11 protein-coding genes are annotated in these 16,558 nt (G+C 38.2%); all 11 read right to left on the bottom strand.

Going from position 1 to position 16,558, the window contains the following annotated elements:
- Positions 1-31: 31 nt before the first annotated feature.
- Genes tssM through tssF form a run of 11 tightly spaced genes read right to left on the bottom strand, consistent with a single transcriptional unit; the run spans position 32 to position 16,557 of the window.
- Complete coding sequence (gene tssM / locus K358_RS0104475) at positions 32-3,586, bottom strand: type VI secretion system membrane subunit TssM (protein ID WP_038149684.1); 3,555 nt, start codon at positions 3,584-3,586, stop codon at positions 32-34.
- 16 nt (positions 3,587-3,602) lie between these two features.
- Complete coding sequence (gene tssA, locus K358_RS0104470) at positions 3,603-5,021, bottom strand: type VI secretion system protein TssA (protein ID WP_027695691.1); 1,419 nt, start codon at positions 5,019-5,021, stop codon at positions 3,603-3,605.
- An 8-nt stretch (positions 5,022-5,029) separates the two neighbouring features.
- On the bottom strand, positions 5,030-5,686 hold the full coding sequence (vasI, locus tag K358_RS0104465; RefSeq protein WP_051241181.1) for a type VI secretion system-associated protein VasI: 657 nt from the start codon (positions 5,684-5,686) through the stop codon (positions 5,030-5,032).
- The gene (locus K358_RS0104460; RefSeq protein ID WP_027695689.1) at positions 5,686-7,203 is read right to left on the bottom strand and encodes a sigma-54 interaction domain-containing protein; all 1,518 of its coding nucleotides are present in this window, start codon (positions 7,201-7,203) and stop codon (positions 5,686-5,688) included. The genes vasI and K358_RS0104460 overlap by 1 nt, the downstream gene beginning before the upstream one ends.
- Before the next feature lies 1 nt (position 7,204).
- The gene (tssH, locus tag K358_RS0104455) at positions 7,205-9,805 is read right to left on the bottom strand and encodes a type VI secretion system ATPase TssH (RefSeq protein WP_027695688.1); all 2,601 of its coding nucleotides are present in this window, start codon (positions 9,803-9,805) and stop codon (positions 7,205-7,207) included.
- Between the two features lie 10 nt (positions 9,806-9,815).
- Positions 9,816-10,589 (bottom strand): type IVB secretion system protein IcmH/DotU, encoded by a 774-nt coding sequence (gene icmH / locus K358_RS0104450; RefSeq protein ID WP_156888683.1) that lies wholly within the window; start codon positions 10,587-10,589, stop codon positions 9,816-9,818.
- A 2-nt stretch (positions 10,590-10,591) separates the two neighbouring features.
- Entirely contained in the window at positions 10,592-11,926 is a 1,335-nt protein-coding gene (gene tssK, locus K358_RS0104445; RefSeq protein WP_027695686.1) for a type VI secretion system baseplate subunit TssK, read from the bottom strand.
- A 3-nt stretch (positions 11,927-11,929) separates the two neighbouring features.
- Complete coding sequence (gene tssJ, locus K358_RS0104440) at positions 11,930-12,400, bottom strand: type VI secretion system lipoprotein TssJ (protein WP_027695685.1); 471 nt, start codon at positions 12,398-12,400, stop codon at positions 11,930-11,932.
- A 2-nt stretch (positions 12,401-12,402) separates the two neighbouring features.
- The gene (tagH, locus tag K358_RS0104435) at positions 12,403-13,821 is read right to left on the bottom strand and encodes a type VI secretion system-associated FHA domain protein TagH (protein WP_027695684.1); all 1,419 of its coding nucleotides are present in this window, start codon (positions 13,819-13,821) and stop codon (positions 12,403-12,405) included.
- Position 13,822: 1 nt separating this feature from the next.
- Positions 13,823-14,821: a type VI secretion system baseplate subunit TssG gene (gene tssG / locus K358_RS0104430; protein WP_027695683.1), complete on the bottom strand. Its 999-nt coding sequence runs from the start codon at positions 14,819-14,821 to the stop codon at positions 13,823-13,825.
- Positions 14,785-16,557, bottom strand: a complete 1,773-nt coding sequence (tssF, locus tag K358_RS0104425) for a type VI secretion system baseplate subunit TssF (protein ID WP_027695682.1) — start codon at positions 16,555-16,557, stop codon at positions 14,785-14,787. The genes tssG and tssF overlap by 37 nt, the downstream gene beginning before the upstream one ends.
- Position 16,558: the final 1 nt, after the last annotated feature.

The raw sequence follows: 16,558 nt of genomic DNA, 5'->3' as shown, positions 1-16,558 counted from the left end.
TCCCTCACTCTCTTTTAAATTTATTAATTCGCTAATATAAATGCTCTGTTAGCTTGAATGTCCTAAATAAATTATTCGTAAATGGATTGCTATCGTTATTCGAATTCAACCGATATACCATGCTTCCATTATCGACTGAAAACTTATAGTCCACTGACTTCGAACTAGCAGAAACCACTCTTGCTTGATCCAATAAGCGGAAGAAAGACCAAGAACCTTGACTCGTAATGCTTCTAGGCGAATATCCGTTCTGTGTCGGTACTAGTGTCACTTTTGACGATGCCGTTTCTCTTAATGAATTAGGCCAAATCAACTCAACCACATCCCTCTGACCGTGGCTGTAGGTTAAGTACTGACCATCAACATCAATCGCACTACGTCGCTTATTCCCACTGAGAACTATCGGCTGTAATGAGAACTCAATATCAAGAACGCCTTTTCGGTTAAAAAATGCTTCCTGTATTTTCTTGGCTTTAGCCAACTCATCGATAACTTGCTGATTAACAATAGAGTTATCGCCACTCTCAGCATCGTCGGTAAACACGTTTTCATTAAGAAATAAATCTAGCTGATCATTATAAAAAGTATTTAATATTCCATCTGGCGCAAAAAAGGCTTCAAAATCAGACAGCGATACCTCTTTTTTAGCCGTTAAGGATAATGGATATTTTCCAGCTAATTTTTCTTGATAAGGCTTATATACATCTTCTTTCCAGCGAACCTCTAAGTAACGAATCGCCTCTTTCTTCACCACATACCAACTTTGGTCAGATAACGTTTTCATCATCTGATTCAGCGGGCTTGGCAAGCCGCTAGACACTCGGCGTAATGTATAAATAGGATCGATACTCTGCAATGTCACCCGCTCTTTTGTGGCACTTAAGGCTGACATTCCGACATTCGGTGAGTCTTGCATCGCTTTAAGATAATCACGTAACTGCCCTACAACATCTAACACTTCTGTTATATACGCTGGATTATCACCATTAGGGTAACTCAGTGCATTTAGCTCAGAAAAAGGCTCATCAATCTTAGAGGCTACTTTAAATTTAGGGCTTTTCAATAAAGCTTCTTTTACTGCCTTATCACCTTCTGACGTAGAAGAATTAAACAAATAAGTATTAGTATCAACCGTTCTTAGAAGCCTCTGGATAGGTTCTAAATTACCCATAATGTTATCAACAACCGTTACCGCCTCATTGATATCATTAAACTTTTTAATATTAATGTTATTTAAAGCATGACGCCAAGTACTGGTGTAGTCTGCAATATATAAATTACGGATTTTTTCCCTTAATACTCGCTTATCTTCTTCACTAAACTCTGCGGTTGAAGATTGACCTAGTACCCAACTATCAATTAAAGCCAACTTAGAAACAGACTCAGATTGAGGCATAAAGTAATCATCAAAGCCTTCTTTAGTGAGTAATTTAGGAATATAAAGCGACTGATCACTTCTTTTTCCTTTTTGATAAACAATATCAAAAACAGGTCCAATTAGATTACGCAGGCTGACTGCCGGACCTAATAAACTTTGCGCGCTTAATTTTAAATTTCGGTACACCCTTTCTTCGTTTGGCATACGACCAAGTTCATTTTGAACTCGACTGATCAGCAAATCATAAGGACGCATCAATTGATCGGCTAATTCATTACCATTGTTTCGATCATTGGCGAGATCAGTATGCTCCATTGCATAATCCAGGTGTGCCAGTAATTGCTTTTGAATTTTCTGCTGACCTGAAAATTGACGCTGCCAATATTTTGAAAAATAATCTAAAACGAACTCTGAGTGCCGGCCACTCGCATCTACCATCATTCGGTAAACTCTTAATACCGCTAATTTTTGCTCATCTGATTGGGCCTGATTTAAGTCATGAATAGTATCAGCCATGAGTAGTGGCAAAAACTTATACTCGAGTAAATTTAAGTAGGTTTCTTCTACCTTAGGACCAATCGTATGACCTTGGTATAGCCCTAGATCCGATACATATTTCAGCTTATTGCGAAAAAAACCAAACTCTAATGTCGCTTCACGAATCTTGTTTAATGGCTCTAAAATATCTTTCTGCGACAACATTCCATTATTACCTGAAATGAGCACCTGATATTCATTAACCTTCTGTAACACCTTATCCGCTTGAGTAACATTGATTGAATAGTACTTCTGCCAAGCCGTAATCAATAATAGACTCGCAACACTACAAGCAATCACTGAGGTATATATAATTCTCTTCTTCTTTTTCGCAACTTTAAAATTATCAGAGGCAAGTCCTGCTTCTGGATAAATAATTTTATTAAATAACTTTTGAGTAAAGTATATTGTCGAATTTTTTGCATGTTGTGCGCTATTGATGGCATGCCTTAGCCCATATCGACGAGAGGTTGCATTATCAAAGGCATTAATAGCAACCCCCTGCTGAAATACTGAATTAAAATAGACACCACGAACTAATGCCGAGGTTGAGAATTGATCGCTTCCCAATGTTTCTTCTAATAATCGGTAAATCGTATCTTGTAATCCAGCTAGTTGGCGAGAGAAGCTATAAACCGCATTGCGGTCTTCGCTATCAGTCAGGTTCACCATAATATGAGGTATTGCTTCATTAATTCGTGTAATAAACTCTTTATAGCTAGCGGTGTACTCGGTTAGCCAATGATCTAAGTCATCCACTGAATCTAATGAAAAAGTGAAACCAAGGACTTCTTCACGCTTTTCTTTGGTGTAATTACGAAAAAAAGGTTCAAAGCCGTGTAACAGATCAAACTTCGTAAAAGAAACGTACACAGGAAGCCGAGTCGATAATGTCTCCATTAATTCACGTAAGCGAGTACGTAATAAATTAGCGTAGGCTTTACGCTCCGATTCTGTTGATTTGGCTAAATGCGCAATATCGATCGCTAAAACAATACCATTTAATGGCCTACGACTACGTGTTTTTTCTAACCAGCGAATAAAGTGAACCCACAAACGTCGTGATAACTCAGGATCCACATCATTTCCTAAGCCGCCCTGAGTTAATAGTTCACCATCCGGATCAATTAACACTGATTCATCACCAATCCACCAATCAAAACTATATGGGTTTTCACTTTTAAGATGAGAAGCTCGCATTACCGACGAAAAAACGAAATTTTGTCCCGATCGATTGATTAAACTGGTTTTTCCAGCATTCTCTAAACCAAGCACTAAATACCAAGGAAGCGAGTAAAGATAATTACTCTTGCTTAAATTTGCCTTCATCGTCTGCATGACTTGGTTTAATTCTAGCTCTTGACGTTCTTCAAACTGAAGCAGAGGATCGGTTTTCAATTCAAGTGCTCGTTTCTCTTCATCTCTTATCCGTACTAATTTTCTCCATTGCCACAGTCCCCATAAGGAGAAGCAAACTAGCGAAAATAATACACAAGCAACGGTTCGAGCAGTGAAAGACGATAATGGCTGACTCTTATCTATCGTTAACCAAGGCCCCATCCACCAAATCGCAACATTAATGAGGACAAAAAGGCTAAATAATAAGATTGGCATTGCCGCGGTTAGCGCTGGCTTAAGCTTTTGACCAATCCCTGTTATCATTTTCCACATATAATCACTACCTTAATTATTTAATATTATTAATATGCTTAAGCTTTTCTACGAGTGATGGCTCCCAATCACTCAAACTCATAGACATGAATTGCTCATACAAACCGCGATATTGTTCACTTGCCACCGCCGTCAACCGACTATCTTCCAACAGATCGGCTAACAAACATTGCCAGTAAAACTTGTCTCTTGGATCTACGGCACTTTCCAAGCCATCATTAACACTCGATATGGCAACAGTGACGCCCGCTTCTTTTGCCAGCTGTTTAATTTGCTCATACTTTTCCTGCCAGTTACTTACGCCACCTTGAGATTGAGATTTCGCTGAAGATTCAATCCATTGCTGAGTTTCATCGGAAATAAAAGGGGCACCATCTTTAAATTTCAATTCCAGCAACTTAGGTAATCGAGAGATGAATTGTTTCGTCTCATCATGTATCGCTTTTGCCCATTCAGGTTGGTCAATAGATTCAGCAATTTTGGCACTTAAATACTGCCCATCAATCCAATAAGGAGCCAAAGTTAAGCTCTTTTCAACTTTGCGCCATAACGCAAGATCAGGATGAGACATTCCATCTGTGTACTCTTTTAGACGCTCGCTTTGTATCCCGCGTAACTGGGTTTCACCTACGTTGTTATGCTCTGGGGGCGAATCAATGCCTGCCCATACGGCATAACGTCGAGTCCTGATAGAAAGCGGAGTACCGTAGTCTTGCTCAGATAAAAAATCCGATACTTTTAAAAGTGTCTGCTTGACTGACTGGTCACTTGAAGTATCAAACGTTAGAGGATTATTCGCTTGAAGATTCACAACCGTGGAATGACCGACATCTGAGGTGCCAGCAGCAGAGCTTTTCGGTTGTTCATAAAGTGAAGATCTTTCTTCATAATCTTTAAGTTTGGTTTTTATTCTTTGCACAAAATACTGTACAGAATCAGAATCTAATTCATTCTTTATCGCCGCTGCGTGCCAATCAGTCAGCGCTTGCAATAGTAAATCTCTTCCTTTGGCATCAAAAAGAGAGAAGTCATACTTATCAGCAAGTAAATCAAACCTCTGCAGAAGTAAGCTAAAAAATTTACGGCGAGGTAACTTTCCTCTCTCTCCTGGAGAAGGATAACTATCACTCCAAAATTCACGCATGAAATCACCAAAAACAAACAAAGAAAGAGTTAGCCTTTCCGGAGTTGTTTGGTGATGTAAACACTGTATAAGGTGAATTAGCAGCTTAATATCTTTCGTTTTTTCTTTAAAAATCTGAAGGATACTTTTTTCAACTTCACTCCATTGCACGGAAGCATGCGATAGAGAACCAACTTTCATCATTTGATCATCTATAAACTCGTATAAGGGATCATCGTATAAGCGTTCACCTACATGAGATTCTTTAGATATTGGCGTTATGATGGTTTGGCGATATTCTGTGATATTCATAGAATCCCTTACCAACCACAGCTTTTACGTAACGAAATTAATACGTTTGATAAGTGTTCAGTATTAAATTTAAAACCATTAACAGCATCTATATCTGAGCGTAATTGTAAATTCGAAGATGACGATATTTTCTTCATCAGTTCAATAGCAAAAATCCCCCTAGAACTGCTGACGACAAAGCCAGAATCATCGGTTCTCCATAAGCTAGATTTGAATGTATTGGCTGATATATTAACTCTGGCCTGCTCAATATTTTTATGAAGTAATAGATCCAAGTGGCTAATATTATTGATACAACTCATCATTAGGACAGCACCCTGTCCATCATTACTATGACTTGCCGCGGGTAAAGTTACCCAGATATCAGAATCAGCACTTCCATTTCCGCTTGAAATTAAAGGAAGTAAATCGCCTTTTACTCGCTGTTGTTCTACAGCCATGCCCCGAGACCAGATTTCTGGTTTGACTTCTTTTAATAAGGCTATTTCTGGTAAAGTTGTTTTGAAAATACGATCAAAACAATCTAAACGCTCCAGCCGAGCCGTGATACTAGTGCATGCTTTAGCTTCATTTAAAAGTGAACTTTGTTCAGCACGAACATCACTAATAAAAAACAACTGAAACAAAATCACAGTAAAAATAACGGTGTTAAATTGATAATTCATCAAGAAATCTCCAGTTTCTGGCATTTATAAGTCAGAGTTCTAAGAGGTATCCCTAAACTTTTTGCAGCTTTCGTTTTATTCCCTGAGTGTTTATTTAATCGCTCTTGGATAACATTAAATTCAAACTCACCAAGGAGCTCTGTTAAATTACCAATATGATTAACACCTTCGTTAAAATCGAATAACGACAATGCATTTGAGTTGTCTGAAATATAAGATAACGAAATTGGCTGTCCGTCCTCGACTTGAGAGCAAGATAATTCAATCATGCTTTTTAACTCTCTAACATTACCTGGAAAATCTAATTTTTTTAGATACTCCAAAGACTGCTTCGTCAAGAACCCAACATCCCTTTGATAGCTTTCATTATATTGCTCAATAAAATACTCACTCAATAACTCGAGATCTTCTTTTCTATCCTTTAACGCTGGAAGTAATACCGGACACTGCATTAATCGATAATATAAATCTGGACGAAATTCCTTTGATTTAACTTTCTCTTTTAAATTTATATGGGTTGCAGAAATCAACCTAAAATTTGATATTAGTTCTTTCTTTCCCCCAAGGGGACGAAAGCTTTTTGTCTCAAGTACACGTAACAATTTAGATTGGAGATGCGTTGGCATATCACCAATTTCATCAAGAAATAATGAACCACCATCTGCCTGCTCAATCAAGCCTGCATGGTAAGAATTAGCACCAGAAAATGCCCCTTTTTCATAACCAAATAACTCACTTTCCAATAAATTTTCAGGTATGGCGGAACAATTAATCGCGACAAATTGCCCTTTGTTATAATCGGATATCTGGTGGATTGCTTTTGCAGCAACTTCCTTTCCCGTCCCCGTTTCACCATGGATCATAACCGACAGAGGTGATTCAGCTGCTACTACGATTTTCTTTTTTGCATCTAACATTGCCGAAGAATTACCAATCAACGTCTTAGACAAACTCATTAATTTTTGCCCCCGCTGATTCACCTTCCTTTCTGTCGTCAATGTTTCAGATAAACTTTCTTTTTCTAAGCCTACTTTTTTTAGATCTTTCAATAGCTCCCATTGCGTTGCATATGCTTCAATATACAATTTGAATTCAGGCGCTACTGCTACTTGCTCTAGCTTATTTTCATCACCAAATATTACTAATAAAGAAGGACTTGATTCTTTGGCGCATGGTAAAGGGTAAATTAAACATGCCTCTCCATTACCTAATGATGATGTCAATATTTTAAAGTATTGATTGTCTTGCCAGTAAACAAGATCTGATTGAGGTATAAGCTTATACTTACCTTCTTGCAACACATGAGAAAAAGGGACATCAAAATCCACAGCCGACCAGCTAAAAATATCATTATCCTCACTTTGATAAATCAACTCTCTACTACTGTCGCTTAATTCAACCGTTAAACACTTGGCTATATTCAACGTTTTTGTTAATGAATTAATAAAAGTATTCGATAGCGTCTTAGCATCTCTCAACTTCATTAATTCTGTTATAGAGATTAACCATGAGTTCATCTTATTCAACCTCACCAATAAACTCGCCATCTTGTACTGACATCGAAACATGAGAGATAGATTCTTTGTCGACTAATTTATTTAACAACGCTAATGAGATGGGTGGTAATAACTGACCATCAATGATTGCCTCTAACATACGCGCACCATTTTCTGAACGGTTAGCACGATTTAATATCTCATCAAACAACTCATCCGCAATCGTGACTTTCGCCCCATAACGTTGCTTAAATAAGTTTTCTAAACGAGATAATTTACCTTTAATGATTTCAGACAAAACCGTTCGAGATAAAGGCAGGTATGGAATAGTCTCCATTCTTGCCAATAGTGCAGGTTTAAAGAATGCAGCAAGCTCAGGGTATAGCTTCTGCTCTAACTCTTCTGGATGCTCGGCATAGTCGACAATCATTTGATAACCTAAGTTTGAGGTTAGAAAAAACACCACATTCTGACAGTCAATTAAGCGCCCTTCGCCATCGGCTAGTTCACCTTTATCAAAAGCTTGATAGAAGATATTTAGCACCTCTGGATGCGCTTTTTCGACTTCATCGAGTAGCACAACTGAATACGGCATCTTACGAATTGATTCGGTTAAAATCCCGCCTTCACCGTAGCCTACATAACCTGGGGGAGAACCAATTAAGCGTGATACGGTATGTTTCTCTTGGTATTCAGACATGTTAATGGTGGTTAAAAATTGCTTTCCACCATAAAGTTGCTCCGCAAGTTGAACCACGGTTTCTGTTTTACCTACACCACTAGGGCCAATAAGTAAGAAAGCGCCTTTCGGACGTCCTGCTCGTCTTAAATCTGCTCGAGCAGTGAGTAAATGCTTATGTATCTGCTTAATCGCGGTATCTTGGCCTTTAATGGTTTCTCCCAAAATATCGACAAGGTGAGTAATTTTATACAGCTCATCTGAATCCATTTGGTTAACAGGAACACCCGTCCAGTCAGCGACTACTTCTGCAACTTGTTGAGCCGTAACATGTGGATGAACTAAACGGTCATCATGCTCAATAAGATCTAACTGCTGGTATTTTTGATTAAGGCTTGCTTTTAACTCGAGCAATTCTTCAGCAGGTAACTCTTCTGAAGAAATAAGCTGTGAGCGTAATGATAAAATGTCATTAACTAATTCCTGCTGAGTCTGCCATTTATCCTCTAATTCGCTTTTCTCAGCATTTTCAAATTCTTGTTGCGTTAGAAGCTCATCAAGGCGATCTTGATTTGGCTCTTGGCCTAAATAAATGGAACGCTCAATCATTTCAATTTCAAGCTGTCTTTGATGAGCAAGCGTGGCAAGAGCAGAAATGCGTTTCGGTGGAACCGCTAAGTTAATCGCAATTCGAGCACATGCGGTATCTAACACATCAATTGCTTTATCTGGCAGCTGACGACCCGAAATATACCGAGCAGATAACTCAGCTGCCGCTTTTAATGCGTCATCAGTAATTAATACTTGATGCGACTTTTCGTAAACCGAGTTTAATCCGCGTAAAATATCAACCGCTTGCTCAATGGTAGGCTCATCCAACTTAACCAATTGAAAACGTCGAGTTAAGGCAGGATCTTTTTCAAAGTACTTTTTATATTCTTTCCATGTCGTCGCAGCAATAGCACTGAGCTCACCACGAGCAAGCGCGGGTTTTAGTAGGTTAGCCGCGTCACTTCCCCCTTCTTGATTACCCGAACCAATCAAAGTGTGTGCTTCATCAATAAAAATGATAATAGGCTTACTCGACGTTTTCACATCTTCAATCACGCCTTGAAGACGCTTTTCAAACTCACCTTTAACCGAAGCGCCTGCTTGCAATAAGCCTAAATCCAAAGACCAGAGATCGACATTTTTTAACTGTTCGGGGACTTGACCACTAACAATTCGCAATGCCATCCCTTCAATAATGGCACTTTTACCTACCCCAGCATCGCCAACCACGATAGGGTTGTTTTTGCGACGTCGGCATAGAATATCAATCATCAAATTAAGCTCTTCATCGCGGCATAGCACCGGATCCAACTCACCATTACGAGCGGATTCAGAGACATTTTTACAATATCGAGATAAATAATCCGAAGTGGATGAAGTGACCGATGATGCATTACCTGATTGCGGTGAAACAACGTCCGTCTCACCCGAATTAACTAAAAGTACATCGAAATCTTTTTTTAAGGTCTCTCGATTAATCGCTTCAAACACAGGAATAATATTCAGTGCTAGGTATCGGTCTTTACGTAAAAGCGCGGCTAAAAATATCGCACCAGAGCGTAATTGATGCTGATTTAACTCAGTAGTAGAAAGTAGCCAAGCTTCTTGTAGTAATTCTACTAAAAGAGGTGAAAAGGCAGGGTAAGTATCTAGTCCACTTTCCGTGTGATAGCTTACACTGAGCTTTTCTTTTAAAGATAAAGTATCAATATTGGCTTGCTTTAAAATCACTCGTAAATCAGAAATAGGGTTATCAAGTAAAACATTAAAAAGGTGCTCGATCGTAATTTCAGAGCTTTGCTTTTCAATACATAAAGAAGCAGCCTGTTCTAAAGCAAATTTAGTTTGTTCATTTAACTTAGAAATGAGCGTTGATAATTCAATTCGGAGCATAATCATACCTTTAAAGTAACTGATTCAATTGGGTTAACACATCGGCAGACTTATTATTTAGTACGTATAAATACCCAGAAAAAACAACGCACAAGCCTAGAAGAAACATTGCAAAAACAGACCAAACTGGAATCTGTCGGCCTAATTTATATTTAGAGTGAACAACATGCTCTGTTGCTTTAGAAAGAGAGCTCGGCTCTGAATCGTTGAGCGATTTTAATAACTCATGTAGCTTAATAATCACCCTTTCTCGCTCAGCAAAGCCATTTGAAATGACCTTGTACTTGCCTTCAAAACCCAAGTTCAAGCAGTGGAAAATAAATTCCAAAAGATCTTTGTATCTCACAGGATCATTTTCTAAACGAGTCAGAATAGAAAAAACCTTCTCCCCACCCCATGTTTCATCATGAAAACGAGAAAGCAGTGAATGTTGCGCCCAAATACTTTTTGCTCCCCATGATGTGCCCATCACCGACTCATCAAGAAAAGCGCACAATACATATCGGTAAGCCATAATGACCGAATGCTCATAACCGTTTTCAGATAACTCCATTTCAATCGCCGTCACTTCTTTAACCACTTGGTGGTAAATGTTGGCAATAGACGCGCATTCCGAGAGCTGCTTTACTCTGAGAGCTAAACCAAATAATGGTGTGGCAACATCAATCAATAAATTTGGATTATCACCACGTAAAGGAAACCAAAAGTCTTGATCCCGGTCTATATTCTCACTTCCCTCATACAGCAATTCATCCACTGCAACATTGGTGGTATTGGTTTTCATCATTAGCTCCTAATTGCCCAAAATTGCAGGTCAAGATCTTCAAATGCCCCTGCTACATGAAATGCAAATCCTGTTGAATGCTGTAAGCTTTCCCATGTAAGACTGGTCTTATCAAGCTGATAGTAGGTATAACCGGCGTGATACGGTAATTGACGCGGAGCAACCGGTAATGGGTTAAGAGGAACACCAGGTAATTGAAGAGAAATCAGCTCTCGTATTTTTTCAACTGAGGACACTTTCGTTTGCTGAATAAATAAACGGCGTAACTCATCAACCGGCATCTTCGCCTTCACCGCAATAATAAATTCGGCCTCTTCAATTAATTGAGGATCTTGTACTGGCGCAACCATCAAACCGTATTGTCGCTTATGCAATTGTATTGAAACTGCTCTTGGCTCAAGCACAATGCTTAAACTCTGACGCAAATGGTGCACAACAGGCCAAAACGATTCTGCTGGATTATCGTGGTTATAAGCTGATATTGAAGGTGGTAATCGGCTTTCGTTGGTAAACGTTGCTAATTCCCCGGCAATTGAGCTTAAACATTCAAATAATCGTTCAGGATGCAAACCTCTTAATTTAGATAAATGCTGTAACTGTGGCTGAATTTTATTTAACGCCTGCAATAGCATGAAATCAGACACATCTGCCACACCACCCTGTGTCGGCGATGAGATTTGCTGAGCAATATTTTTAGCCCTTTCACGTATAAGCCCTGCAATTTCACCTACCACACGATGTAAACCTGCATGACAGAGCACGTTGGTATGACAAGGAATAAAACTTTCATCGAGCATAATGCTGCCATCTGGTCTTTTTTCTCGAATTCTAGCGATCGCCATTGATGCATAAGAGGTTCTGTCTTCCTTTTCTAGCATCAATTGAATTTTAAGCGGTGCAACACTAACGGGCGTTGAGCTCCCCTGTATTGAATGAATATCGCGCTGCTCTTGAATTCTCTGTTGATAACGTCCTGTGCCTTTTTCTTCTGGCCAATCAACTTCTAACAAAGAGTCACTGCGTAAAGGGATCGCTAAATAAATGATTTGGTTCGCTAAGCTGGCATCTTCAATATCAAGAGGATCAGGTAACAAGTCTTCCTGTGGAATACAAAATATTGAGCCATCCGGCATAATGCCAACCGCTCTCTCTATTGCGATTCGACCAAATGCTAAATACTCAGGATTAAGAGATAACTCTGTTACCCCGTATAAGTATGGGCTCACAGCCTTTGAGCGTTCATCCGCATAATACTCAAGATTACGTTGCTGTTGCTGAAAGTGTTGAGGCTTCATAAAAAGCCCTTCACTCCAAATAACACGGTTACGTGTAAACATGAATTACTCTACCTTTTCTAAGATGACTTCGTAGTCGCGGAAATAAACCAGTAAATGATATAAGTGATCTTTATTTAAGATTTTTACTGTTTTTTTCCATTCACTATTATCGGGGTCTGAAAAATGGACAACCACGCCGATATAATTAGTCTCATCACTAATTTCAAAATTACTTATAAATTTAAATTGGCCAGGCGTTAAAGCGTAGTCATAGCTTTTGACAAAATTACTTCTAAGCGCTTTTTTAAAGTCGTCTCGTATTTGATGATAATCCGTTGATAACAACATTGAATCATCAACAAGCTCGAAGACTTGTATCTCAACAGGAGATGCAACCCCTTCTACATTTGGGTTTACGCCATGATCTGCAAACATGCTAATGGTGATTTTTGTCGGCTCTGGCTCTGGTTTTGGATCAGAGCTACATCCTGATAAAAAGACCAACATGATTAGCGCGGAAAGAATAAACTTCATGCTTATTTCTCCAATTGCATCTCTCGGATCCGGCGATCATAAGATTGTTCAAATATTTCCCAGAATAACTTATCAAAGCCTCGTTGGCGGTTTGAGGTTAGCTCTGAAAAATAATTCTGATACATATTCCATGCCCAAGATTCGGGATCATTGTTATCGGTATCACTTGTGCGTTTATAACTATTAAAACGTTTAAGTAATATTTCTGGAGAAAAGGCCATTAAAATATGCTGCAGCGCTTCTGAAGTTGCTTCTTGCATGGCTTGATTATGATTGCGAATATTGTGAAGACTTTCTTCAATCGCGGCAGGAGGAGATAAATGCACCATGCTTTTCTTATTATCGAACAGGGTTCTCATCGTTTCTGTATAATTGAGACCAAGCCTTAACGGGTTATCCTCAATAGGCTGCAAGTTACGGTTAATCACACCAAAACGCCCATTTTCTACTTGGCTATGAATATTCAAGATGCCCTGAATACATGCCTTTAGGCTTTCACCAAGCTCTTCTCCCAATTTATGGACATCTTCAATTCCATAGCTATTACCCACTTGAACTTCTAACCCACTTAGCAATGGTCCCATCACTAAATGACTATTCACTTCAACGCTTTTATCCTGCAGCGAAGTTTGAGCTAACTCTTGCTCTAAAATTTCCAGGTTATTCTCATCCATATTAAAGCTCTCAATATTTTTCGGGTTGTCTAAAATAGGGTCACTCTTTCCATCAATATAATTTTCTGAATTCAAATCCGTTTTTTTCCTTCGACCAAAACCCAATATTTTTTTCAATCTCATTGAAGACGTCAGTTCAAACTCACTATCCGATTGAGGTGTAAATACGTATTCGTTTTTGGTTTCATTTTTATTAATTAAAGCTTCCAAGTCATTACCAGCATGATCATCAGATTCGTTACTAGTATTCTTTTCTCTATCTAGCTCTTTAATAGGATCAAGTGTTTTCTTATCATCACGTTTTACTTGTTCACTATTGGGACTAACATCCATGAACACTTCATCTTCTAATAATATATTTCTACTTTTATTAATAAACTCTTCCAATGAATGACTATCCGACAATTCATCATCTTCCGTTAATTTGACTCGAATATAATAATCTCCAACCCTTAACGCGTCTTTATGCTGTAATCTAGCTTCATTATCTGAACCTAATGGCATATCGGAATCATTAATATAGGTATGCCCGCATAAGTCTCTTACGCAATAAGCGTTATCGATGTTGAAAATTTCAAAATGATTTTCATAAATATTATTTTCATCATCATATAGAGTCCAAACAGAGCTATTACTCGAGCCAACAATGCCACCGTCAGCATCAAAGGTATGGCTAGGATTCAAACCTGGTTGTAATATTTTCACATTAGAAACGGTTAAAAATAATTTGTTACTTCCTAAAGTCATACTATTGCCTTCCTTGAATTAACACGCTGCCATTTCTATTACTTTCACCTAAGAAAGAGGTCCACCCCAAAGACATACCTGATGAGCTATTAATCTTTTTTAATGCCTCGTCATCCATGACCAGTTCGATATCATAAGCAAGCTGATCTCGAACGATGAATTCAATTAGCTTTCTTAAAGGTTCAAAATTCTCTCCTGATGGTAAAAAATCAGAAAATCTCTCTTTGGTTAAATGAGAAATACAAATCGTGAATTTCCCACTAGCATCTTCAATAAAGCTACCTAATACGGTGTCTACCCCCAAGGTCATATTTTTCTTTCCTAAAAATCCCCTTTGCTCTTTCGAAATTCTGACATTACGTATATCCCACTCTTTAATTTCAACTTTCGATAAATCAAAGCAATGTGCAATAATTCCTTCAACAACTTGAGGTGACCGGCTTCGGCTTGCTAATAATCCAGAATAAGAAAGCATCTTGCTCCAGTTAATCGGTGTATCTCCTCGCAAAGACACATCAAACAAGCCTACTAAAGCAAAAACTTGAGATGAAAACTCATCTTCTGCACCTGGTCTAAAACGTACGTGATATCGATATTTTCGCCAAAGCCGATAAGATAAACTTACAAGTCTATTATTAAAAAAATCAAAAAATGGTCTACGAAGTCCGCCAGGTTCCTCATTCACAAGTTGTTCCAATATATAACCGGGAAGTGGTGATGCTCCGCCAGACAAACCAAGAAAGTTAGTCTCTAAACTCAACTTTCCATCGGAAAAATAGGTTAATTTAGTAATATCTGAAGGAGAAAAACCCAAACTAGGATTACCAGAAAAAGAGAGTCGACATTCCCTTTCCCAATCACTCTCTTCGGGTATATTCCCTTCAAATAAATGAACCAGCTCAATTAATTGATAAAAATTAAAGTCATGCACAGATTCTGATAATCGATGCACCTCTAATTTAGCTAAATCAGTGGTTGCATCCCTATCTGTAAATTCCATGTATATTTCTCATTATTGTTCGTATTAATTACTGTTAATTGATGAAAAGAATTAATACTTGCATATAAAGCAAAAAATCGACTGAGTACTGTTCCAAATAAGTACAGTTCACCTTCAGAAGAAAATGCATTTTGATTAAGATACAGCACCGACTCTAAACCTCGAACTGATCGACCTCGTATAATTTTATCAATAGGATTTGATTCAATTTTTTCAATTCCATCTAAACGTCTCTGACTTATCTTTTCTGCTTGTCTATCAACTAAAGCTTTAAAGTCATAGGCTCGAAAAATACTGCATAGCGCATCTTTAGATAATAAAGACAGATAATTAAGTGATAAATTTGAAATCAATGTCCAAAGTAAGCTCCCATCAAGCACAGGTCTTAATGTCTGTGTGGGGATTGTGATATTCTCAAAAGACGCAAATATTGGTGATGTATCCGTCGGTTGATCAATATCCCCGATGCTTAACTCAATAGGTAATAATCTATTGGTGCAAGTCAGCTTTATTGATACTGTTTCATTATATTGAGTGGCTTGCTGCTCATCGCTACGAACAAAAGACAACCAATTATCAAAGCCATCATTACGAAGACTCTCCCTAACTCTTACTCGATAGTAATTTGCAGAACGATGATTCGTTCGTTCAATTTCATGCTGAAAGCTTTCAAAAGCTGAATATTTTCTTCGCTGCCCACAGGTTCTTCCTTGCGCTTCCTCTTTCGTTTCCAACCAGCCATAAACCTCATTGACACTAAACACTTCATAATGAGAAGTAAGCCGACTAGATGGCGTGATTTTGTACTCTGTGGATTTCCCGGTTAAATCAATAGGGTATGCATCGTGTTCGAACAGATTAATAACTGGTGAGCAATACAATTGAAAATGATCATTTGTTACTCGAACATCAGCAGGTAAGGTTTTTGAAAAAGCAATTTTCAGCTTGAAGCCATCGAAAATATTTTTAGGTAATGCTTTGTCTAAGTCATTTAAATCAAAGAAATAAAATGCATCTTGAAAAGTTAGATATTCTTGCAATATCCGGTAACCAGAATAAGCATTCTTTGGATATGGAAGTAACCCATCATCATCAGAAAAACCCACTGAACTCAACGATTCTAACGGTATATTAAAGTCTACACCTTTCGCTTCAACTATAATGGAATCAATATAATGGTTAAGCCATAAGTAAATCATCTGAGAACTATATTGATCCGAGCCTAGAAAAAACCGAATACTAGATAAGTTAATGTCACCTAAACTCATCGTTCCCTGAAGTTGGAAATCAAGCTCGATCGTCGTCGCTTTACGAGTGTGATGAGGAACCACTTTTTCTATTGTCATTGGATAAATAGTGAAATCACGACAAGTCTTAAATTGGCATTGCGTACCATTCACCTCTCGGCTATTAATACTCGTACCTGAAGAGATAACTTGGCCATCAGTTAAGTTCTTTTTAGGACAAAATTTAACGATAGACATACTAGGGATAGGCCTTAAGTAATTAGGCCAAAGCATGTTAATAATAGAATGCGTAAATTCAGGAAAGTCATCTTCAACTTTTTCACGTAAGCGCGCCGTTAGAAAAGCAAATCCTTCTAATAATCGCTCAACATCTGGATCAGTATTTTGACCATGTAGGAAACGTGATAATTGAGGATATATATCGGTAAAATTTTTGCCTTGCTCTTTTAAAAAAGTAAGCTCTTCCCTAAAATATTTATCATGTGCCATT

The organism is Vibrio litoralis DSM 17657, assembly GCF_000426765.1.
GTDB classification, from domain to species: Bacteria; Pseudomonadota; Gammaproteobacteria; order Enterobacterales; family Vibrionaceae; genus Vibrio; species Vibrio litoralis.
This window is presented reverse-complemented; position numbering and strand designations above follow the sequence as displayed.